Source organism: Klebsiella sp. M041, assembly GCF_059759695.1.
In genome coordinates this window covers 42,259-63,529 of record NZ_JCAXWU010000016.1, presented here as the reverse complement: position 1 = coordinate 63,529, position 21,271 = coordinate 42,259, and the positions used below count along the sequence as shown (strand labels likewise).

Here is a 21,271-nt window from a genome sequence, read left to right as displayed (position 1 = left end):
GGCCTATGGAGAGTAAACGCCTCGATAATGCCGCGCTGGCGGCGGGCATCAGCCCCAGCTATATCAACGCGCACGGCAAGCCGCAGTCTATCGCGGCTGTCACCAAACAGCGTCTGCTGGATGCGATGCATCGCTCAACCGCCGCCACGAAAGTGGCGGTTAACCCGCTGCCGAACGTGAAGATCTTCACCCACGGCAAAAAAATGTCGCTGCCGGTGGCTGGACGCGGTGAGTATCAGTGGATCCTGACCACTGAGGACGGTAAGCAGTATCAGGGTAAAACCCGCGGCGGCGAGACGCTGCCGCTGCCGGCCAGACTGCCGGAGGGGTATCACTCCCTGACGCTCACCCAGGAGGGGGAGCGCTGGCACTGCCGGACCATCGTCGCCCCGGCCCGCTGCTATGAGCCGCAGCCGCTGAAAGAGGGGAAAAAGCTGTGGGGCACCTGCGTGCAGCTGTATACCCTGCGTTCGGAGAAAAACTGGGGGATCGGCGATTTTGGCGATCTGCGCGCCATGCTCCCGGAAATCGCCCGCCGCGGCGGGTCGTTTATTGGCCTCAACCCGATCCATGCCCTCTATCCGGCGAACCCGGAGAGCGCCAGTCCGTATAGCCCGTCTTCACGGCGCTGGCTGAACGTCATCTACATCGACGTCAACGCGGTTGAAGATTTCCAGCGTAGCGAAGAGGCGCAGGCGTGGTGGCAGTCCGCTGCGACCCAGCAGGCCTTGCAGGCGGCGCGGCAAACGGATGATGTGGATTACACCGCCGTCACCACGCTGAAAATGACCGCGCTGCGTATGGCGTGGAAACGATTCTCCCGTCGTGAAGATGAACAGATGACGGCGTTCCGCGAGTTTGTTCTGCGCGAAGGGGAAAGCCTCTACTGGCAGGCCGCTTTCGATGCGCTGCACGCCTGGCAGGTTCAACAGGACCCGCTGCGCTGGGGCTGGCCGGCCTGGCCGAAGGCCTTTCAGGATATCGACAGCCCGGAGGTGAAAGCTTTCTGCGTCGAGCATGAGGACGACGTCAGTTTCTATCTCTGGCTGCAGTGGCTGGCCTGGAGCCAGTTTGCCGCCTGCTGGGAAACCAGCCAGCGCGACGGGATGCCGATCGGCCTCTACCGCGATCTGGCGGTGGGCGTCGCCGAAGGCGGGTCGGAGACCTGGTGCGACCGTGAGCTGTACTGTCTGAAAGCGTCCGTGGGCGCGCCGCCGGATATTCTGGGCCCGCTGGGCCAGAACTGGGGCCTACCGCCGATGGATCCGCATATTATTGCCGCTCGCGCCTATGAGCCGTTTATCGACCTGCTGCGCGCCAATATGCAGAACTGCGGCGCGCTGCGTATCGATCACGTGATGTCGGTGCTGCGTCTGTGGTGGATCCCCTATGGTGAAACCGCCGACCATGGCGCTTACGTTCAGTATCCCGTCGACGACCTGCTGTCGCTTCTGGCGCTGGAAAGCCAGCGTCATCGCTGCATGGTGATCGGCGAAGATCTGGGCACGGTACCGGTGGAGATCGTCAGCAAGTTACGCAACAGCGGCGTCTATTCGTATAAGGTGCTCTATTTTGAGAGTGATGCAGAGAAAACGTTCCGCGCGCCGGCGCTGTACCCGGAGCAATCAATGGCTGTGGCGACGACGCACGACCTGCCCACCCTCCGCGGCTACTGGGAAAGCGGCGATCTGACGTTAGGCAAAGCGCTGGGTCTCTATCCTGATGAGGTGGTGCTGCGCGGGCTGTACCAGGACCGTGAGCTGGCGAAGCAAGGGCTGCTGGATGCGCTGCATAAGTACGGCTGTCTGCCCAAGCGTGCCGGCCATAAGGCCTCCCTGATGAGCATGACGGGGATCCTCAACCGGGGGATGCAACGTTATATTGCCGACAGCAACAGCGCCCTGCTGGGCCTGCAGCCGGAAGACTGGCTGGAGATGGCGTCGCCGGTCAATATTCCGGGCACCAGCACTGAGTACCCGAACTGGCGCCGGAAGCTGTCCGTCACCCTTGAGCAGATGTTTGCCGATGAACAAGTCAATAAGCTGATTAAGGATCTGGATAAACGGCGCAAAGCGGCGAGCAAAAAAGCCGCCTCCTGATGACTCCCCGCCGCGCGCACCTCAGCGCGGCGAAGAGTATGTCCGATAAAAAAGGCCGGTCCGCATGATGCGGACCGGCCTTTTTCTATGGCGGGAGTAACCTTACACCACCATCCCCAGCAGCAGACAGCCTACCAGGCCGCAGACCGAGATAATGGTTTCCAGCACCGACCAGGACCTGATGGTCTCGCCGATGGTCAGGTTAAAGTACTCTTTGAACAGCCAGAAGCCCGGATCGTTCACGTGGGAGAAGATAACGCTGCCGGAGCCGACCGCGATAACCATCAGCTCCGGGCTGACGCCGGTGGTAGCGATCAGCGGCGCGGCGATCCCGCCCGCGGTGATGGCGGCAACGGTCGCCGAACCCAGCGCGATACGCAGCACCGCGGCGATGGACCAGGCCATAAACAGCGGAGACATATTCGATTCGTGCATGATAGAAGCGATATATTTATCCATGCCGCTATCCACCAGCACCTGTTTGAAGGCGCCGCCGCCGCCGATGATCAACAGCATCATGGCGATGATTTTAATCGAAGAGGTCAGGGTATCGTTGATCTGCTCCATGGAGCGGCCGCGGTTCAAACCGAAGGTGAACAGCGCGATCAGTACCGCAATCAGGGTGGCCATGACCGGGTCGCCGAAGAACTCGGCAATCGGCAGGAAGGCGTGGCCCTTCGGCAGGATCATCTCGGCAACGGCGCGCATCGCCATCAGGATCACCGGAACCAGCGAGGTCCAGACGCTGACGCCAAAGCCAGGCATCTCTTCTTCAGTGAACACTTTCGGGTTATGCAGGCCTTCCGGGATCGGCTTATCAATGCCTTTCAGGAATCGGGCGAAAACCGGGCCGGCGAGAATAACCGTCGGGATAGCCAGAATGGTGCCGTAGAGCAGCGTTTTACCCATATCGGCGTGGAAGATGGTGGCGATCGCGGTCGGACCCGGGTGCGGCGGCAGGAAGCCATGGGTGACGGAGAGCGCGGCGGCCATCGGTACGCCGACGTACAGCAGCGGAATACGGGCCGAGGCGGCGATGGTAAACACCAGCGGCAGCATCAGCACGAAGCCCACCTCATAGAACAGGGCGAAACCGACGGTGAAGCCGGTCAGGACCACGGCCCATTGAATATGCTTCTTACCGAATTTATTGATAAGCGTGGTGGCGATACGCTGAGCGCCGCCGCAGTCTGCCAGCAGCTTACCGAGCATAGCGCCGAAGCCCATGATCAGCGCGAGGCTGCCAAGGGTACCGCCGACGCCGTTCTTGATGGAGACGATCACTTTATCCAGCGGCATACCCTGCATTAATCCGACGGCGAGCGCCACCAGAACCAGCGCAATGAAGCCGTTCATTTTGAAACGGATCATTAACAGCAATAACAGGGCAACCCCGATAGCAACGATGATTAATGGCATGATTTACCTGGCCTTAATTTGTTATGGGTAACGTCAAAGTTTCAACCTTTACAACATTCGCTCCGTCAGGGAGCAAAATAGTCTGGCACCGTAAACGCTTGCATTATCCTTACCCAGAGAAAGGATAGCTGGCTATTTTTTTGCCGGTGGCGCCTGAAGGGGATGATACGGGTAACATGTGAGGGTTGAGAATCACCTGGCGGGGGAAAATGTTAAATATGAGACTTAAGTCATACTCTTTCCCCGGTTTTTGCCGGTCGTTTAGCGGGAGATGTTGCGCGGTAACACAGAAAGGAGAAAGGAGAGCCGGCGACAGGCTGCCGCCGGAGGGAAGGCTTAGTAGTAGGAGTGCTCGCCGCGCTGGTGCTCGGTCAGATCGCGAACCCCTTTCAGCTCCGGAAACTCGTTCAGCAGCTGTTTTTCAATACCTTCTTTCAGGGTCACGTCGACCATCGAGCAGCCGTTGCATCCGCCGCCGAACTGCAGGATAGCCAGACCGTCGTCGGTGATCTCCATCAGCGACACGCGGCCGCCGTGCCCGGCCAGCTGCGGGTTAATCTGCGACTGCAGCAGGTACTCGACGCGCTCCATCAGCGGGGCATCGTCAGCGACTTTGCGCATTTTGGCGTTCGGCGCTTTCAGGGTCAGCTGCGAGCCAAGCTGGTCGGTGACGAAATCAATTTCAGCGTCTTCCAGATAGGGCGCGCTGAGCTCATCGACATAGGCGGTCAGCTGTTCAAATTTCAGCGCCGTGTCGGTGTCTTCCACCGCATCCGGTGGGCAGTAGGATACGCCGCACTCAGCGTTTGGGGTGCCGGGATTAATCACAAATACGCGAATTTGCGTCCCTTCTTCCTGATTTGCCAGCAGTTTGGCAAAGTGCGCTTGTGCAGCATCGGAAATACGGATCATAGCGTTGGCCTAATAGTTGACTATTTTACTGGGTTATAATACGCCCATCAGCGGGGGTCTACAAGGTACGGCATACACACCATACCTGAACCGTCGCGGCGCCGTTTCGCAAAAGCAGGCGGGATATCTCGGCGACGGTGCTGCCGGTCGTGACGACATCATCCACCAGAGCGATATGGAGTCCCTGCACGGCAAATTCAAGCTGAAAGGCATTTTTCAGGTTCTGCCTGCGCAGGCGGGCATTAAGCGAATGCTGCACGGCGCCCGCTCGCTGGCGCGTCAGGCCGTCGCGACGCCAGACGCACCCACGCCAGCGGGCTAACGGTCGGCACAGCTCATCGCACTGATTATAACCCCGGCGCCAGCGGCGGCGATGCCCCAGCGGCACGCCGACCAGCGCGTCTACCGGCGGCAAATCGTCACGCTGTTTAAGGCGCAGCAGCAGCAGGCGCGCCAGGGCGGGGCCCAGTTCCGGACGATGGTGAAACTTCAGCTGCCGCACCAGATCGCTCAGCGGCGGACAATAGTCATTGACCGCTACCATCCGATGCCAGGGAGGCGGCTTTTGCAGGCAGCGGCCGCAGGGATGCCGGGACATTGCCGACGGCAGGCCGCACTGCGGGCAGAGCGGGGGGCAGGCGAGCAGGGCGCGGCTGCAGCGAGAGCAGATCCCCCAGCGGGCGACCGCCAGCGGCATTTGGCATAGCCAGCATAAGCTGTGTGCTGTTAGCATATTTGGCCTTCTGTCCAGTAAAAAAGAGAACGGTAACGGATGAACGACATCTGGTGGCAAACAATCGGCGAAGGTGATTGTCATCTTGTGCTGCTGCACGGTTGGGGGCTGAACGCTCAGGTCTGGGATTGCATCACGCCGCAGCTGGCTTCGCATTTTACCCTTCACCTGGTGGACCTGCCGGGCTATGGCCGTAGCGGCGGGTTTGGGGCGATGTCGCTGGAGGCGATGGCGCAGCGGGTGCTGGAGCAGGCTCCGCCTCAGGCGGTGTGGCTGGGCTGGAGCCTGGGCGGGCTGGTGGCCAGCCAGATAGCGATAAGGTGCCCGCAACGGGTGCAGGCGCTGGTAACGGTCGCCTCTTCCCCCTGTTTCGCGGCCCATGAGGACTGGCCGGGCATCAAGCCGGAGGTGCTGGCCGGATTTCAGCAGCAGCTGAGCGAGGATTTCCAGCGTACCGTCGAGCGGTTCCTCGCCCTGCAAACCATGGGAACGGAGAGCGCTCGTCAGGATGCGCGGGCGTTAAAGCAGGCGGTGCTCTCGCTGCCGATGCCTTCCGCTGAGGCGCTGAACGGCGGTCTGGAGATCCTCAGAACCGTCGATCTGCGTCAGGCGCTGGTCGGACTGCCGATGCCGTTTCTGCGGCTGTACGGTCGGCTGGACGGGCTGGTGCCGCGCAAGATTGTCCCGCTGCTGGATAAGCTATGGCCGGATAGTGAGTCAATTCTCTTTGACAAGGCAGCGCATGCGCCGTTTGTTTCCCATCCCGCGGCCTTCTGCGAGCCGCTGCTGGCGTTGAAAAAACGGCTGGGGTAATTTTTTTTGCCGCGCCATGGTAAAAGGGCCATTCACAGCAATACTTAGGTTGTTACGGTGGTTGATTATTTCATTCCGCCACCGTGACCTAAAATAACAACCTAATGGAGAGTAGAGGCTATGAAACTTGTTACAGGAATGGTTGCATCTCTGGTGATTGGCTGTCTGTCTTTTGGCGCATTCGCAGCGAAAGAGATCCAAAAAGAGGACGTGGCGAAGATGAATCTGACCAAGGTCGGCAGCATCACGACCTCAAGGACGACCTCGCCGATGGACGCCCGACGCGATCTGTCGAAAAAAGCCGATGAGCTGGGTGGAAAATACTTTGTGGTGATTGCCGGGCAGAAAAACGAAAAAACCGTTCACGCTAACGCTGACGTGTATAAATAATCCAGTCATAAAAACGGGCCTGCTGGCCCGTTTTTCTCTGCTGTCGCACTCGTTTTATCCCGTGGCGCTTGCAGGCCTTACTCCCTTCATCGCAGCGCCCACCACTCCTGCTGGCACGCCGCTTTCCCTTCAGGACAGCTTTTACAGCTGCCGGAGAGACAGCCCTCGCTGGTTTCGCTGATCCGTACCACCTTACCCATGGCTTCCATGCGTTCGAGCATGGCGTCAATCAGCGGCTGAGGCGTCCGCAGGCGGGCGCTGAGCTGTTTCGCCTCCATGCGGCCCTGCAGGGCCAGCATATCGCGGACTTCCATTAACGACGCCACAGATCCTCCTTAGTGGCAATCGCCAGCCGGGCTGGAACAGCAGGAGGCCGGCGTTTTCCGGGTGGCCAGCAGCGAGACGTCAACCCGGCTGCGCGCCCGACGCAGCAGACCGAAGAGCACCACGTTGAACAATATCACCGCCAGGATACACACCAGGCTGTAGCGCGGATGGTCGCTAAAGCTGACGGTCTGGTAGTAGAGCGTCGAGAGCGAATAGGCGATATTCAGTCCCCACAGAATGGAGAAGGTCATCCAGCCGCGGCTCGATTCGCGGGCGATGGCCCCCATCACCGAGATGCAGGGGATATAGAGAAGAACGAAGATCAGGTAGCTGTAAGCCGCCGCGGCGCTGCCAAATTTACTGCCCATCACGCCCATCGCGCCGGTGGCCATTTCGCCATCGCCTTTGCTGGCTTCGATGGGGTTGGCCAGGACGCTGAGGCTGAAGGTGTCTTTCAGTCCCTGCCATGTTTCGTCGACGGCGGCCAGCAGTTCCTCGCCGAGGCTGAAGGTCTGCGGATTGAACTCCTCGTTCTGGATATCTTCGGCGGTATAGAGGGTGTTCAGCGTACCGACCACCACCTCCTTCGCCATTGCGCCGGTAAACAGGCCCACGGTGGCCTGCCAGTTATCTTCATGCACGCCGATCGGCTTAAACAGCGGAGTGATGACCCGGCTCACCGAGGCCAGCGCGGAGTCGTTGATGTTGTCGACGACCTTACCGCTCAGCGAGAAGCTGTTCAGCGCGCTGAGGAAGATGCTGACAATGACGATCACCTTCCCGGCGCGCAGCACAAAGCCTTTCAGGCGCTGCCAGGTCTGGATAATCAGGCTCTTAATATGCGGGACGTGGTACACCGGCAGCTCCATCACGAACGGCGAGGCTTCGCCGCGCATAATGGTGTGCTTCAGCATCAGGCCGGTGAGAATGGCCATCACAATGCCCAGCACGTAGAGCGAGAAGACCGCCAGCGCGCCGTTCTGACCAAAGAAGGCGGCCGCGAAGACGGCGAAGATCGCCAGCCGCGCGCCGCAGGACATAAACGGCGCCATCATAATGGTCATCAGACGTTCGCGCGGGGCGTCGAGGGTGCGGGCGCCCATCACCGACGGCACGTTGCAGCCGAAACCGACAATCAACGGGACAAAGGATTTCCCCGGCAGGCCGAGAGCTTGCATCAGGCGGTCCATGACAAAGGCGGCGCGCGCCATGTAGCCGGAGTCCTCGAGGAAGGAGAGGAACAGATACATCATGCCGATCTGCGGCACCAGCGGCAGTACGGTGTTGATACCGCCGCCGATCCCCTGGGCGAGGAAGACGGTCAGCCAGTCCGGGAAGTGCAGGGTGTAACCCAGCCATTGAATACCGTGAATAAAGACCGCGACCGAGCCGGCGTCGAAAATCGGCTGCAGCGCGCCGCCGATGTTGATGGCCAGCAGGAACATCAGGTACATAACAAAGAGAAAAATCGGCAACCCGAGGAAGCGGTTGAGGATCACTTTGTCCATCGCCGCGGTGAAACGGCTCGGCTCGGCGGTCAGGGTGTTGCTGACGGCGTCGCAAATGGCGGCGATGGTCTGATAGCGCGCGTCAGCGATATGCAGGGCCGGGTCGTCGATCTCGTCGCTGAGATTCGCCAGGGCGATATCCAGTTTATCGGCGGCGTCGCCGGCATAGGCCCGGCTGTAGATGTCGCCCTCCAGCATCTGCAGACCGAGCCAGCGCCGCTGCCGGGCCGGGATCTGCGCTGACATCTGCTGCGCCAGCAGGTCGGCTTCGCGCAGCAGCGGCTGTGGATAGTGGACCAGCTCGATATCGCTGTTCGCCTGATGACGGTCGAGGGCAATCTTCAGCGCTTCGATCCCGCGTCCGCGGGTCGAAACCAGCGGAATGACCGGGCAGCCGAGGCGTGCGGCGAGGGCATCGATATCGATACGCACCTGCTGCTTTTCGGCAATATCCAGCATGTTCAGCGCCACGACGCAGGGGATCCCCAGCTCGAGCAGCTGCAGCGTCAAATAGAGGTTTCGCTCGAGGTTGGAGGCGTCGACCACGTTAATCAGCATGTCGGCGTCGCCGCTGAGGATGTAGTGGCAGGCGATCTGCTCGTCCAGCGAGGTTTGCGAAGAGATGGTGGTCAGAGAGTAGGTTCCCGGGAGGTCGACCAGCGTGACCTGGTGGTCAGTGGTGGCGAACACGCCCTCTTTACGCTCAACGGTGACCCCGGCCCAGTTGCCCACGCGCTGGCGGGCGCCGGTCAGCTGATTAAACAGGGTAGTCTTGCCGGAATTAGGATTACCAATTAAACCAACGGTTAATTTTTTCATATTTCAAACTCTTGTGCCGGGTCAGCCGTTATTGTGCAACCGCTTCCAGTTCGATTAAGGCGAGATCTTTTTTGCGTAATACCAGACTGACGCGTCGGGTTTCAATATGAACAGGATCGCCGAGCGGCGCCACGCGCACCACATGAAAAGAGGATCCGGGCAGCATGCCGAGGGAGAGCAATTTCTGACGGTATGCTGGGCTAATATCGCGGGAAAATCCGGTAATTTTCCACGCACTATCAGGTGTGAATTGCATAGGGCCTACTTGTCTATCGCTAACCGAAGAAGAATTTTCCGGACGCCTGGAGGCAGTTGCGCCGGGGACCGTAGCCAACGAAAAAGAAAAAACATTCTGCAAGCGATGATAATGAGAATGGTTTTTATCATCAATACATATGATGCGCTTTATGCCATTTTTAAAGTGAAATTCACCTTTTTATTGATATGCCGCAAAGTCCGCCTGTGATCAAAAATATGCGAAATATTATTTCGTCGCTCTAATGTTTAATTAAGGTTTCTTAAGTTAACGAAATGAAAATATTAATTTCGCTATCTGCCCGGCGCGGAATAAATGCAGGTTATCAGAAATAACTGAGAGCCATTTGCGCGAAAAGGCGGCTATAGGTCAGTGACAATGAAAAGGAAAACTGCCCCTGAAAAGGGGCAGGGAGGGATTAGCGTTTTTTACCCATCGCCGCGGCGAGGGCATCCATCATCGCGCTGTTGCCGGCAGGCTGCGCGTCGCGACCGCGGGGTTTGGCGGCTTTCGCGGCCGGGCGATTGCCCTGCGGGCGATCCTGACCGCCGCCGCGGCGGGCGTTGCTGTCGCCCGGCTGCTCGTCGAGACGCATGGTCAGGGCGATACGCTTACGCGGCAGATCGACTTCCATGACCTTGACCTTCACGATGTCGCCCGCTTTCACCACCGTATGCGGGTCTTCAACGAACTTGTTCGAAAGGGAAGAGATATGCACCAGGCCGTCCTGGTGAACGCCGATATCAACAAACGCGCCGAAGTTGGTGACGTTGGTCACCGCGCCTTCGAGGATCATCCCCGGCAGCAGGTCGTTCATAGTCTCCACGCCGTCGGCGAACTGAGCGGTTTTGAACTCAGGACGCGGGTCGCGGCCCGGTTTTTCCAGCTCTTTGATAATGTCGGTAACGGTCGGTACGCCGAACTTCTCATCGGTGAAATCGACGGCTTTCAGGTTCCGTAGCTCGCTGCTGTTGCCCATCAGATCTTTCAGCGCCTGCTGAGTCGCCGCCAGAATGCGCTCGACCACCGGATAGGCTTCCGGGTGAACGGTGGAGGCGTCCAGCGGGTTGTCGCCGTGGTTGATACGCAGGAAGCCGGCGCACTGTTCAAAGGCTTTCGGCCCCAGACGGCTGACCTTCAGCAGCTGCTGGCGGTTCTGGAACTGGCCGTTCTCGTCGCGCCAGGCGACGATGTTCTGCGCCATCATGCGGGTCAGGCCGGCAACGCGGGTCAGCAGCGGCACGGAGGCGGTGTTCAGGTCAACGCCGACGGCGTTCACGCAGTCTTCCACCACCGCGTCCAGCTTACGCGCCAGCTGGGTCTGGCTGACATCGTGCTGATACTGACCGACGCCGATGGATTTCGGGTCGATTTTCACCAGCTCGGCCAGGGGATCCTGCAGACGGCGGGCGATGGAGACCGCGCCGCGCAGCGACACGTCGAGGTCCGGGAACTCCTGCGCCGCCAGCTCGGAGGCGGAGTAAACGGAAGCCCCGGCTTCGCTGACGATCACCTTCTGAGCGGTGACCTTCGGGAACTGCTTCTGCACGTCGAGGAAGAAACGCTCGGTTTCACGCGAGGCGGTACCGTTGCCGATGGCCACCAGCTCAACGTTGTACTTCTCACACAGCGCGGCGACGGCGACGGCCGCTTTGGCGGCCTGGCCGGTGTGGGGGTAAATGGTGTCCGTCGCCACCAGTTTGCCGGTACCGTCAACCACGGCCACTTTCACCCCGGTGCGCAGGCCCGGGTCAAGGCCCATGGTGGCGCGCAGCCCGGCGGGCGCGGCCATCAGCAGGTCGTGCAGGTTGCGGGCGAAGACGTTAATGGCTTCGTCTTCGGCGCGCTCGCGCACGGTGCCCATCAGCTCGGTTTCGAGGTGCATCAGGACTTTGATCCGCCAGGTCCAGCTGACGACGCCTTTACGCCAGCTGTCCGCCGGGGCGTTGTTCAGGCGCAGGCCCAGGTGGTCGATAATAATCTGCTCGCCGTGGCTCTCTTTCGGCGGCTCGTCAAACTGCGGGTCGGCGTTTAAAGAGAGCTGCAGGACGCCTTCGTTGCGGCCGCGGAACATCGCCAGCGCGCGATGCGACGGCACGGCGGCGATCGGCTCGTGGTGATCGAAGTAGTCGCGGAATTTGGCGCCTTCCTCTTCTTTGCCGCTGACGACGGTGGAGACCAGGTGGGCGTTTTTCCACAGATAGTCACGGACCTTCGCCAGCAGCGCGGCGTCTTCGGCAAAACGCTCCATCAGAATATAGCGCGCGCCATCCAGCGCCGCTTTGCTGTCGGCCACGTCTTTATCGGCGTCAATATATTTTGCGGCTTCCGTTTCCGGATCGTGGGACGGTTCGTTCCACAGCAGGTCAGCCAGCGGCTCCAGCCCGGCTTCGATGGCGATCTGTCCGCGGGTACGGCGCTTCGGCTTGTACGGCAGGTAGAGGTCTTCCAGTTCGGTTTTGCTGAGCGTGGTATTGATGGCTTTTTCCAGCGCGTCGGTCAGTTTGCCCTGTTCAGCGATGGATTTGAGGATCGCCTGACGACGGTCTTCGAGTTCGCGCAGGTAGCCGAGGCGGGTTTCCAGATTACGCAGCTGCGTGTCATCCAGACCGCCGGTGACTTCTTTACGATATCGTGCAATAAACGGCACGGTGTTCCCTTCATCAAGCAGGCGAACGGCAGCTTCTACCTGTTCGGCTCTGGCCTGAAGTTCACCCGCAATAATGCGGCAGAGCGAATCATTCATCATGGCTTTTAATTCATCTTTAGGGTCAAAAAAACAGGGACTAGTTATACGGACTGGCGGCTGAAAATGCCAGCCGCGCCCGGCGTCTCTCGGAAAGTTCTTGTCTATTTTACGTATTCGATCTCGTTGACATACCAGCTGGCTTCCCCCGCCGGCGTGTTAACGATGGCCAGATCGCCGACCTCTTTTTTTAACAGTGCGCGCGCCATCGGCGAGTCGATGGAGATATAGTCTTTGCGGCCAAAAATTTCATCGTAACCGACGATGCGAAAGCGCTTGATATCGCCTTCATCGTTTTCAATTTCTACCCAGGCGCCGAAGAAGACTTTGCCCTCCTGCTGCGGGGAGTAATCGACGATCTTTAACTGTTCCAGACATTTGGTCAGATAGCGGACCCGGCGATCGATCTCGCGCAGGCGCTTTTTGTTGTACTGGTAATCCGCGTTCTCGCTGCGGTCGCCAAGGCTGGCGGCCCAGGTCACCTTTTTGGTCACTTCCGGGCGCTCCTGGCGCCACAGGTAGTCCATCTCCTGCTTCAGTTTTTCATATCCCTCGCGGGTGATCAGCGGCGTTTTCATCGTGAGTTCAACCTTCTGACAGTCTGTCGTTGCGCACAATTTGTAGCGCGCAATAATACCGACAGGATAAATACTGTGTCTTATGATTAAATGTATACTTAACCTGCTGTTAAATATGCTTTGTAACAATTTAGCCTGGAATGTATACCAGATTTAGCTGGTGAGCGCGCCGGGCTTTTTTGAGAATACGCACTGACTATTGCAGTGAACCTTTGGGAGTACAAACAATGCAAGAGAATTATAAGATTCTGGTTGTGGATGACGACATGCGCCTGCGTGCGCTGCTCGAACGTTATCTGACCGAGCAGGGCTTCCAGGTTCGTAGCGTGGCGAACGCCGAACAGATGGATCGTCTGTTAACCCGCGAATCCTTCCACCTGATGGTGCTGGATCTGATGCTGCCCGGGGAAGATGGTCTCTCGATTTGCCGCCGTCTGCGCAGCCAGAGCAACCCGATGCCGATCATTATGGTGACGGCGAAAGGCGAAGAGGTCGATCGGATCGTGGGCCTGGAGATCGGGGCTGACGACTATATTCCGAAGCCGTTCAACCCGCGCGAACTGCTGGCCCGCATCCGGGCGGTGCTGCGCCGTCAGGCGAACGAGCTGCCGGGCGCGCCGTCGCAGGAAGAGGCGGTTATCGCCTTTGGTAAATTCAAACTGAATCTGGGCACCCGCGAAATGTTCCGTGAAGACGAGCCGATGCCGTTGACCAGCGGCGAGTTCGCGGTCCTGAAGGCGCTGGTTAGCCATCCTCGTGAGCCGCTGTCGCGCGATAAGTTAATGAACCTCGCTCGCGGCCGCGAATACTCTGCGATGGAGCGTTCCATCGACGTACAGATCTCCCGCCTGCGCCGCATGGTGGAAGAGGACCCGGCGCATCCGCGCTATATCCAGACCGTCTGGGGTCTGGGCTACGTCTTCGTCCCGGACGGTTCTAAGGCATGAAACGCGTGCGCTTTTCGCCGCGCAGCTCCTTTGCTCGCACGCTGCTCCTGATCGTCACCTTGCTGTTCGTCAGCCTGGTGACGACCTATCTGGTGGTACTGAATTTCGCGATCCTGCCGAGCCTCCAGCAGTTTAATAAAGTATTGGCCTACGAAGTGCGTATGCTGATGACCGATAAGCTGCAGCTGGAGGATGGCACCCAACTGGTGGTGCCCCCGGCGTTTCGTCGTGAAATTTATCGCGAGCTGGGGATTTCGCTCTATTCCAATGAAGCGGCGGAAGACGCAGGCCTGCGCTGGGCGCAGCATTATGAATTCTTGAGCCAGCAGATGGCTCATCAGCTTGGCGGCCCCACTGAGGTGCGGGTGGAGGTCAATAAAAGCTCCCCCGTGGTGTGGCTGAAGACCTGGCTGTCGCCCAATATCTGGGTGCGGGTGCCGCTGACCGAGATCCATCAGGGCGACTTCTCGCCGCTGTTCCGCTATACCCTGGCGATCATGCTGCTGGCGATAGGCGGCGCCTGGCTGTTTATCCGTATTCAGAACCGCCCGCTGGTGGATCTGGAGCATGCGGCGCTGCAGGTCGGGCGCGGCATCATCCCGCCGCCGCTGCGCGAGTACGGCGCCTCTGAGGTGCGATCGGTGACCCGCGCCTTCAACCACATGGCCGCGGGCGTGAAGCAGCTGGCCGACGACCGTACGCTGCTGATGGCCGGGGTCAGCCATGATTTACGTACTCCGCTGACCCGCATTCGTCTGGCCACCGAGATGATGGGCGAGCAGGACGGCTATCTCGCGGAGTCGATCAACAAAGATATCGAAGAGTGCAATGCCATCATCGAGCAGTTTATCGACTACCTGCGCACCGGGCAGGAGATGCCGCTGGAGCTGGCGGATCTGAATGCGGTGCTGGGGGAAGTGATCGCTGCGGAGAGCGGCTATGAGCGGGAGATCGCCACCGCCCTGCAGGCCGGCGAAATTCCGGTACGCATGCATCCTCTGTCTATCAAGCGCGCGCTGGCGAATATGGTGGTCAACGCGGCCCGCTATGGCAATGGCTGGATCAAGGTCAGCAGCGGCAGCGAAGCGAGCCGGGCGTGGTTCCAGGTTGAAGATGACGGACCGGGGATTAAACCTGAGCAGCGGGAGCACCTGTTTCAGCCGTTTGTGCGCGGCGACAGCGCCCGCAGCACCAGCGGAACCGGGCTGGGGCTGGCGATTGTTCAGCGTATTATCGACAATCACAACGGCCGGCTGGAGATTGGCTCCAGCGAACGCGGCGGGTTACTGATCCGCGCCTGGCTGCCGGTGCACCGGGTGCTGACGCCGATGAAACCGGCCAAAGAGAGCTGATCGCGCCCGCGGTTGGCTGGTCAAAACGCTGCGCAATAAAAAGCCGGGCAAGCCCGGCTTTTTCATCTCTGCGTCCGTTAGCGCTGCGGCCCTGCCGCCACCAGCGCGGCGCCCGCTGGCGTATCGGTATACTTCTCAAAGTTCTCAATAAACAGCTTCGCCAGCTGGTCGGCTTTTTCCTGCCACTGCTCCGGGGAACCATAGGTGCTGCGCGGATCGAGGATCTGGGTATCCACGCCCGGGAGCGCCGTCGGGATCTGCAGATTAAACATCGGCAGGGTAAAGGTCTCCGCGTTGTCCAGCGAGCCATTGAGGATGGCGTCGATGATGGCGCGGGTATCTTTAATCGAGATGCGCTTGCCGGTGCCGTTCCAGCCGGTATTGACCAGATAAGCCTGCGCGCCAGCCGCCTGCATACGTTTGACCAGCACTTCGGCGTACTGCGTCGGGTGCAGCGACAGGAAGGCGGCGCCGAAGCAGGCGGAGAAGGTTGGCGTGGGTTCGGTCACGCCGCGCTCGGTGCCGGCCAGTTTGGCGGTAAACCCGGACAGGAAATGGTACTGCGTCTGATCGGCGGTCAGGCGGGAGACCGGCGGCAGTACGCCGAACGCATCGGCCGTCAGGAAGATCACTTTGGTGGCGTGACCCGCTTTGGAGACCGGTTTGACGATATTATCGATATGGTCGATGGGGTAGGAGACGCGGGTGTTTTCGGTTTTTGAACCGTCATCGAAATCGATCGTGCCGTCGGCGCGCACCACCACGTTTTCCAGCAGGGCGTTGCGGCGGATGGCGTGATAGATATCCGGCTCGGCCGCTTCAGAGAGCTTGATGGTCTTGGCGTAGCAGCCCCCTTCGAAGTTAAACACCCCATCGTCATCCCAGCCATGTTCGTCATCGCCAATCAGGCGGCGTTTCGGATCGGTGGAAAGGGTGGTTTTGCCGGTGCCTGAGAGGCCGAAGAAAATGGCGACATCGCCTTTCTCGCCGACGTTGGCAGAACAGTGCATGGAGGCGATGCCCTTCAGCGGCAGCAGGTAGTTCATGATCGAGAACATCCCTTTCTTCATTTCGCCGCCGTACCAGGTGCCGCCGATCAGCTGAATGCGCTCGGTGAGGTTGAAAGCGATGAAGTTTTCCGAGTTCAGGCCCTGCTCTTTCCACTGCGGGTTGGTGCACTTCGCGCCGTTCATCACGATGAAGTCGGGCGCGAATTCCGCCAGCTCTTCGTCGCTCGGGCGAATGAACATGTTCTTCACGAAGTGCGCCTGCCAGGCCACTTCGGTAATGAAACGTACGCTGAGACGGGTATCGGCGTTAGCGCCGCAGAAGCCGTCGACGATAAACAGGCGTTTACCGGACAGCTGCTGTGTCACCAGCCCTTTCAGATGCTGCCAGGTTTCCTGCGAAAGCGGCTTGTTGTCGTTTTTACCCTTGCCTTTATCAGACCACCAGACGGTATCGCGGGTGGTGTCGTCGCGCACGAGGTACTTATCTTTCGGAGAACGACCGGTAAAAATGCCCGTGTCGACGGCGATAGCACCCAGACTGGTTAATACGCCACGTTCGTAGCCTTCCAGGTTGGGGTCGAGCTCTTCCTGAAACAACATGTCGTAGCTGGGGTTGTGGACGATATCCTGAACGTCATTGATACCATAAGCCTTGAGATCCTGCGGGGTTAAACCATGATTAACGCGCATGTCACTGCTCCTTAGCCAAGATGTACTGCTGTAAATTGTAGGGTTTATTACCGGGTATTGACCGCGACCAGGCTCATAGATTTACGTATCTCGACATTCCGCAGAATGACGAAAAAAACGGTGACTCCTGTCACGAAGTGAAGTGGATTATCTCAGGAAATGGCCGAATGGTGGGGTTAGATGTTTCTCAATGGTTAAAAAGTAATTAAAAAAACTGCTGAAATGTGAATGTAATCGCTTTCCTGGAATAAAATTACGTAACTCTTTCAGCGAGAATCGATTCAACTCGTGAATAAATAAAAGTCAGGCACCGGGCGACAAACCACATCGCCGCCCGGTGCCTGAAGAAGAAGTGAGGATTAATGGACCTGCGGGTCGGCCGGAGAGGCGTTGTTACGGATCTCGGCGATGTCCATGGCGTTGAAGATATAGTGGTTACCGCAGTAGTCGCAGTGCATATCAATCTCGCCTTCGTCGGCAAGGATGCTATCTATCTCTTCGTCCGGCAGCGTCTTCAGCGCGCCGGCGCAGCGTTCGCGGGAGCAGGTGCACTTGAACTCCACGCTCTGCGGATCGTAGACCGTGACTTCTTCTTCATGGTACAGACGCCACAGCACATCGTTCGCCGGCAGGGTGAACAGCTCTTCCGCCTTGATGGTCTCGGTGAGCGTCGCCAGGTGCTCAAAGTCGGCAGTCTGGGCATCCTGGGCCGGCATCACCTGCAGCAGCATCCCGCCCGCCATCGGCTGGCCTTCATGTTCGCCGGTGCGGATGATAAGGCGCGTCGGCAGCTGCTCTGAACGCTGGAAGTAATCTTCCAGGCAGGCGGCCAGCGTATCGCCTTCCAGACCGACCACGCCCTGATAGCGCTCACCCTCTTCCGGGGAGATGGTAATGACCAGATAACCGTTGCCGACCATCGCTTTCAGATCCGCATCGTCCGCAATCTCGCCCTGCACGCGCGCGACGCCGCGCAGCTGCTGCTGGTTATTGCCGTTGATCACCGCCAGCTGTAAAGGCCCATCGCCCTGCAGCTGCACGGTAATGTCGCCGGCAAACTTCAGGGTCGCAGTCAGCAGACTGGTGGCGACCAGCAGCTCCGCCAGCACCGTTTTCACCGGCTGGGGATAAGTGTGATTCGCCAGAATCTGTTCCAGGGTTTCCGACACCGTCACCAGCTCGCCGCGCACGGCATAGTTTTCAAACAGATAACGATGTAATTGATCGCGTTGAGTCATAATCATCTCTCTTTCTGGCGCGAGTTACTCACTCTCGCCGTGTTTAAATCTCATCAGGTCGCGGCGCTCTTTCTTGTCCGGACGTCTGTCAGGGTGCGGCATGGTCAGGGCGTTCATTTTGCGCGCCAGGGCCATTTTTTCACGCTTCTCGATACTCTCCGCCGTCTCTTCATACAGGGTGACGGCTTCGCTTGCCGGGCGGCGCTGCTCGGTGATACCGACGATGCGCACCGTCCGCTCGTCGTTGCCCTGACGCAGCGTCAGCATGGCGTCCAGTTCGACGATTTTCCCTGGTTTGCTGCGTTGTCCGTTGTAATGCACCTTGCCGCCTTCAATCATCTCCCGCGCCAGCGCGCGGGTCTTGTAAAAGCGGGCGGCCCAAAGCCATTTATCCAGTCTGACGGTTGCGGCAGGCTTCTCTTTCATCGCCTCTCCTTCGGGGTAAGCGAAGGGATCAGTCGTCGGTAATCATTCAGCCCCGGATGGCGCAGATACTGCTTTTCCGCCAGCCCGGAGTCGGGATTGGTAATGCCCAGGCAGTAGCGAATGCCAAACTCCCTCGCGGCATCCAAAATCGCCTCGCTGTCGTCGACAAACAGCGTTTTATGCGCCTCAAGGCCGGTTTCCTCCGCCACGGCGCGCCACAGACGCTGATCCTCTTTCGGATAACCAAATGTGTGGGTGGAAAGTAATAAATCAAGGTGCGCATCCAGGCCGGTGTGTTTGAGTTTCACCGCCAGATTGTGGGGATGGGCATTGGTCAACAGAATACGTCGCTTACCGCTGGCCTTGAGCGCATCAAGGAACGGCACGGTATCCTCACGCAGCGTGGCGCGCGGACCCTGTTCGCTGGTCATCGCACAAATATCCAAACCCAGGCGCTCGCTCCAGTAATCCAGACAGTACCAGTTTAGCGTATGCTGCACGGCATGATACTCCTGGTGCATGGCCTCTTTCGCCTGTTGCAGATTGAGGCCGCGGGCGGCCCCCCAGGTTTCCGGCACCAGCGTTTGCCAGAAATAGTTATCGAAAGCGAGATCCAGGAGCGTGCCGTCCATATCCAGCAGAACGGTATCGACCTCCTGCCAGGCGATATCAAAATGCATGATGACTCTCCAGCGAGCGGGAAATGGGCGACAGGGTATCACACCCTGCCGCCGGGGAAATTAATCTTGCGGGTCAGACGAGGGGAGCAGCACCGGGTTCAGGCAGCTTTCGTAATATTTCTGAATCTCTTCCATACGCTGGCGATGGCGTTGATAACGACGCAGCGCCTGCACGCCGTGGTAAGCCATGCATCCCACCATCGACAGCAGCAGCAGGGTGATGCCCAGATAGCGCCACAGGCCGCTGCGGTCGGGAATGCGGTGCAGGTTGATATGCTGGGTGCCGTTGGCGTCAGTAAACAGATTGGTGACGATCCCTTCGGCATGGAAGGGGGTATGCATCAGCATACCGGCCAGCCGCCGCAGTTCGCCCCACTGCTCATGCGCCGGGTAATCATACAGGCTTACCGCCGGCCACGGCTGATTGACCAGCACGCTGCCCTCGTCGCTGGCGATAAGGAAGCCGCCCGGGGCCGGGCTGTTGAGCGCCTGCGCCGCTCGCGAGGTTTCACGCATTACAAAGGGGGCGGTTGAGGTGGTCACCAGATTCTCCAGCGACTCGGCGCTGACTGGCCGCAGGAGCACGTTCACGCCATCCAGTTTCCCGGCGGACGCGCGCTTGATTAACGTCTCCCAGTTACGGGTATTGCCGAGATTAACCAGCGCGTTCTTCAGGCGCAGGCAATCATCGGCAGCCGAACAGAGATCGTTGGTTTTCTGAACGATATCGCCGAAATCATCCAGCAGCACCATGCCAGATTTTTGAATGGCGGAGCGCAGCGCCGGGCTGACGCGGGAGTCGTCGTCGGTTTCCGGGTGCAGCTGACGCTGGACGGACTCCATCAGGGCGGTCGCTTTGCTGACAATGTCAGACTCCGGCAGCGGCAGAGGAGGGGCATCGTTCCACACAATCTGCGAACAATCGAAAGGCAGGAACGGCGAATCCTCTTTGGCCGTCCAACTGCCCGGCGTGCGGATGTTGCACATCCCGGTACCGGTCAGGCGCAGCGTATCGCCAATGCGCACATGGGCCTTTTCCAGCTGGCTGACGGTCGTGGCTTCAATCGTCTGCGCCCCCTTCAGCCACGACAGGGTGAACTTAAACGGCATATTCAGCGGTACGCTGGCCCATAGCATGATCACCACCACCAGGGCGCCGGCGGCGATAATCGCGCTGCGCAGCCAGTACTGCAGCGGGAAATTTTTCACTTCATCATGAAGCGACAAGTAGCGTCCCTGACGGGCCACATGGCGGTTGAGATAGATATCAATATCGGTCTGCTGTCCGAGGTCCTGGGCGATCCAGGGCTGCCAGTGGCGCGGATAGATGAGATCGATAATGCCCAGCGAGATATTATTGATATGTTCCTGATCGTTTTCGCCGAACAGCCCCCAGCGCTTCGGGACGCCGCGCAGGCAGTGGATTTCGCGCAGCGCGGCGCGGCGCGGCGGGGCATAGATCCCCCACAGACCGGCGGCGAGCAGCAGCAAACCGGCGGCCACCAGCCACGGGGTAAAGACGGCTGGCCCAATCAGGCTGAAATAAAAGACCAGGAAAGAGGCGACGATCAGGATCGCTTCCCGCAGACCGTCCGGGCGATTCAGGGCGTGCTCTTCCGGGCTTTCCCGCCGGATCTGCCGCAGCTCTACCTGTTCGCTCTCTTCGCCGCGAATCGAGGCCTGGGTGGCCGAGGCGCGTTCCAGAGCGTAGCTTTGCGCTTCCTGACGATAGTCGCTCAGGGTATGACCGTTAAGGGTGATAACCAGCGGCAGGCTGTCGGTGGGGATCAGCTCGACGCTGTTTTCATCGTTGATATGCTGTTCCCAGAACGGCGGCAGATGTACCTCCACCGAATCGAGAAAATAGCGCCATTTATTCGGCGCGTCGGTGGTGATCCCGTAGCGGGTGATGGCTCGCGTCAACCCATAGACGGTATCGCTCTGTTCGTTTAGCGCCAGAGCGACGGGCGCGCTGGTGGCGCCGGACGCGGGAACCTGCAGGGCGCGGCTCAGTTCGGCAAGATACTTTTCGATGGCCTGGCGCTCATCGGCAGGGAGCGGCCGCGTGGTAGCATCGCTAAAGGCGTGCAGTAGGGGGAGCCGGCGGCGTCTGGCGTGCGAGCGATACCACCATCCAATGAGCAATACGCAGATTAGCAGAGCTGTAAGGAATATCAGAAAGGTGCCCATGCCCATCCCATCATAGTTATATTTTTCTTACGAAATCGTCGGTGAAGGTGAAGACTAACGTCAAGCTGCAGTGTTAGCGGCGCACCTGCTTGCAGGGTAGTGAATATGTCATGCAGCAGTGTATAAGCTTACCAAAAA

General features: G+C 59.1%; 18 protein-coding genes. 5 read left to right on the top strand and 13 right to left on the bottom strand.

The window, feature by feature from the left end; genetic code table 11:
- The first annotated feature begins 5 nt into the window (after positions 1–5).
- A complete protein-coding gene (gene malQ / locus AC6CWS_RS20225) occupies positions 6–2,099 on the top strand; it encodes a 4-alpha-glucanotransferase (RefSeq protein ID WP_023291208.1) in 2,094 nt (697 codons plus the stop codon).
- 102 nt (positions 2,100–2,201) lie between these two features.
- On the opposite strand, the gene gntT is transcribed toward malQ, so the two are convergent.
- From gntT to gntX, 3 genes are all read right to left on the bottom strand, one after another.
- Complete coding sequence (gene gntT / locus AC6CWS_RS20220) at positions 2,202–3,518, bottom strand: gluconate transporter (protein WP_008806999.1); 1,317 nt, start codon at positions 3,516–3,518, stop codon at positions 2,202–2,204.
- Between the two features lie 336 nt (positions 3,519–3,854).
- On the bottom strand, positions 3,855–4,430 hold the full coding sequence (gene nfuA / locus AC6CWS_RS20215; protein WP_004202143.1) for a Fe-S biogenesis protein NfuA: 576 nt from the start codon (positions 4,428–4,430) through the stop codon (positions 3,855–3,857).
- Between the two features lie 58 nt (positions 4,431–4,488).
- Positions 4,489–5,163 (bottom strand): DNA utilization protein GntX, encoded by a 675-nt coding sequence (gene gntX / locus AC6CWS_RS20210; RefSeq protein ID WP_065883147.1) that lies wholly within the window; start codon positions 5,161–5,163, stop codon positions 4,489–4,491.
- Positions 5,164–5,202: 39 nt separating this feature from the next.
- Between gntX and bioH the strand changes: the two genes are divergently transcribed.
- Both bioH and AC6CWS_RS20200 read left to right on the top strand, forming a co-directional pair.
- Entirely contained in the window at positions 5,203–5,976 is a 774-nt protein-coding gene (gene bioH / locus AC6CWS_RS20205; RefSeq protein WP_023291206.1) for a pimeloyl-ACP methyl ester esterase BioH, read from the top strand.
- A gap of 120 nt (positions 5,977–6,096) precedes the next feature.
- The gene (locus AC6CWS_RS20200) at positions 6,097–6,366 is read left to right on the top strand and encodes a YdgH/BhsA/McbA-like domain containing protein (RefSeq protein ID WP_004202149.1); all 270 of its coding nucleotides are present in this window, start codon (positions 6,097–6,099) and stop codon (positions 6,364–6,366) included.
- Positions 6,367–6,452: 86 nt separating this feature from the next.
- Here the strand turns inward: AC6CWS_RS20200 and feoC are convergent, their stop codons facing one another.
- The 5 genes from feoC to greB form a co-directional block, all read right to left on the bottom strand.
- On the bottom strand, positions 6,453–6,692 hold the full coding sequence (gene feoC / locus AC6CWS_RS20195; RefSeq protein WP_004202151.1) for a [Fe-S]-dependent transcriptional repressor FeoC: 240 nt from the start codon (positions 6,690–6,692) through the stop codon (positions 6,453–6,455).
- A 9-nt stretch (positions 6,693–6,701) separates the two neighbouring features.
- Entirely contained in the window at positions 6,702–9,020 is a 2,319-nt protein-coding gene (gene feoB, locus AC6CWS_RS20190) for a Fe(2+) transporter permease subunit FeoB (protein ID WP_032454235.1), read from the bottom strand.
- A 28-nt stretch (positions 9,021–9,048) separates the two neighbouring features.
- On the bottom strand, positions 9,049–9,276 hold the full coding sequence (gene feoA / locus AC6CWS_RS20185) for a ferrous iron transporter A (protein ID WP_002920506.1): 228 nt from the start codon (positions 9,274–9,276) through the stop codon (positions 9,049–9,051).
- 418 nt (positions 9,277–9,694) lie between these two features.
- The gene (locus AC6CWS_RS20180; RefSeq protein WP_065883144.1) at positions 9,695–12,025 is read right to left on the bottom strand and encodes a Tex family protein; all 2,331 of its coding nucleotides are present in this window, start codon (positions 12,023–12,025) and stop codon (positions 9,695–9,697) included.
- 101 nt (positions 12,026–12,126) lie between these two features.
- On the bottom strand, positions 12,127–12,600 hold the full coding sequence (gene greB / locus AC6CWS_RS20175) for a transcription elongation factor GreB (protein WP_002920503.1): 474 nt from the start codon (positions 12,598–12,600) through the stop codon (positions 12,127–12,129).
- A 227-nt stretch (positions 12,601–12,827) separates the two neighbouring features.
- Between greB and ompR the strand changes: the two genes are divergently transcribed.
- Together ompR and envZ are read left to right on the top strand one after the other, a co-directional pair.
- Complete coding sequence (ompR, locus tag AC6CWS_RS20170; protein ID WP_001157751.1) at positions 12,828–13,547, top strand: osmolarity response regulator transcription factor OmpR; 720 nt, start codon at positions 12,828–12,830, stop codon at positions 13,545–13,547.
- Positions 13,544–14,899, top strand: coding sequence for a two-component system sensor histidine kinase EnvZ (envZ, locus tag AC6CWS_RS20165; protein WP_023291203.1), 1,356 nt, complete (start codon positions 13,544–13,546; stop codon positions 14,897–14,899). Before ompR ends, envZ begins: the two co-directional genes overlap by 4 nt.
- 77 nt (positions 14,900–14,976) lie before the next feature.
- Here envZ and pckA read toward each other — a convergent pair whose 3' ends face one another.
- From pckA to AC6CWS_RS20140, 5 genes are all read right to left on the bottom strand, one after another.
- Positions 14,977–16,599 carry a phosphoenolpyruvate carboxykinase (ATP) gene (gene pckA, locus AC6CWS_RS20160; protein WP_065883140.1) on the bottom strand — a complete coding sequence of 541 codons (1,623 nt, stop codon included), beginning with the start codon at positions 16,597–16,599 and terminating at the stop codon, positions 14,977–14,979.
- Between the two features lie 359 nt (positions 16,600–16,958).
- Entirely contained in the window at positions 16,959–17,843 is an 885-nt protein-coding gene (hslO, locus tag AC6CWS_RS20155; RefSeq protein ID WP_074442664.1) for an Hsp33 family molecular chaperone HslO, read from the bottom strand.
- A gap of 18 nt (positions 17,844–17,861) precedes the next feature.
- Positions 17,862–18,263: a ribosome-associated heat shock protein Hsp15 gene (hslR, locus tag AC6CWS_RS20150; RefSeq protein ID WP_065883138.1), complete on the bottom strand. Its 402-nt coding sequence runs from the start codon at positions 18,261–18,263 to the stop codon at positions 17,862–17,864.
- Positions 18,260–18,943 carry a GMP/IMP nucleotidase gene (yrfG, locus tag AC6CWS_RS20145; RefSeq protein ID WP_004202162.1) on the bottom strand — a complete coding sequence of 228 codons (684 nt, stop codon included), beginning with the start codon at positions 18,941–18,943 and terminating at the stop codon, positions 18,260–18,262. Before yrfG ends, hslR begins: the two co-directional genes overlap by 4 nt.
- Positions 18,944–19,003: 60 nt before the next feature.
- Positions 19,004–21,133: an intracellular growth attenuator family protein gene (locus AC6CWS_RS20140; protein WP_065883136.1), complete on the bottom strand. Its 2,130-nt coding sequence runs from the start codon at positions 21,131–21,133 to the stop codon at positions 19,004–19,006.
- Between the last annotated feature and the right edge of the window lie 138 nt (positions 21,134–21,271).

Coding starts and splice junctions, on each gene's coding strand:
- malQ (WP_023291208.1), top strand. CDS start 6: ATGGAGAGTAAACGCCTCGATAATGCCGCGCTGGCGGCGGGCATCAGC.
- gntT (WP_008806999.1), bottom strand. CDS start 3,518: ATGCCATTAATCATCGTTGCTATCGGGGTTGCCCTGTTATTGCTGTTA.
- nfuA (WP_004202143.1), bottom strand. CDS start 4,430: ATGATCCGTATTTCCGATGCTGCACAAGCGCACTTTGCCAAACTGCTG.
- gntX (WP_065883147.1), bottom strand. CDS start 5,163: ATGCTAACAGCACACAGCTTATGCTGGCTATGCCAAATGCCGCTGGCG.
- bioH (WP_023291206.1), top strand. CDS start 5,203: ATGAACGACATCTGGTGGCAAACAATCGGCGAAGGTGATTGTCATCTT.
- AC6CWS_RS20200 (WP_004202149.1), top strand. CDS start 6,097: ATGAAACTTGTTACAGGAATGGTTGCATCTCTGGTGATTGGCTGTCTG.
- feoB (WP_032454235.1), bottom strand. CDS start 9,020: ATGAAAAAATTAACCGTTGGTTTAATTGGTAATCCTAATTCCGGCAAG.
- feoA (WP_002920506.1), bottom strand. CDS start 9,276: ATGCAATTCACACCTGATAGTGCGTGGAAAATTACCGGATTTTCCCGC.
- AC6CWS_RS20180 (WP_065883144.1), bottom strand. CDS start 12,025: ATGATGAATGATTCGCTCTGCCGCATTATTGCGGGTGAACTTCAGGCC.
- greB (WP_002920503.1), bottom strand. CDS start 12,600: ATGAAAACGCCGCTGATCACCCGCGAGGGATATGAAAAACTGAAGCAG.
- ompR (WP_001157751.1), top strand. CDS start 12,828: ATGCAAGAGAATTATAAGATTCTGGTTGTGGATGACGACATGCGCCTG.
- envZ (WP_023291203.1), top strand. CDS start 13,544: ATGAAACGCGTGCGCTTTTCGCCGCGCAGCTCCTTTGCTCGCACGCTG.
- pckA (WP_065883140.1), bottom strand. CDS start 16,599: ATGCGCGTTAATCATGGTTTAACCCCGCAGGATCTCAAGGCTTATGGT.
- hslO (WP_074442664.1), bottom strand. CDS start 17,843: ATGATTATGACTCAACGCGATCAATTACATCGTTATCTGTTTGAAAAC.
- hslR (WP_065883138.1), bottom strand. CDS start 18,263: ATGAAAGAGAAGCCTGCCGCAACCGTCAGACTGGATAAATGGCTTTGG.
- yrfG (WP_004202162.1), bottom strand. CDS start 18,943: ATGCATTTTGATATCGCCTGGCAGGAGGTCGATACCGTTCTGCTGGAT.
- AC6CWS_RS20140 (WP_065883136.1), bottom strand. CDS start 21,133: ATGGGCACCTTTCTGATATTCCTTACAGCTCTGCTAATCTGCGTATTG.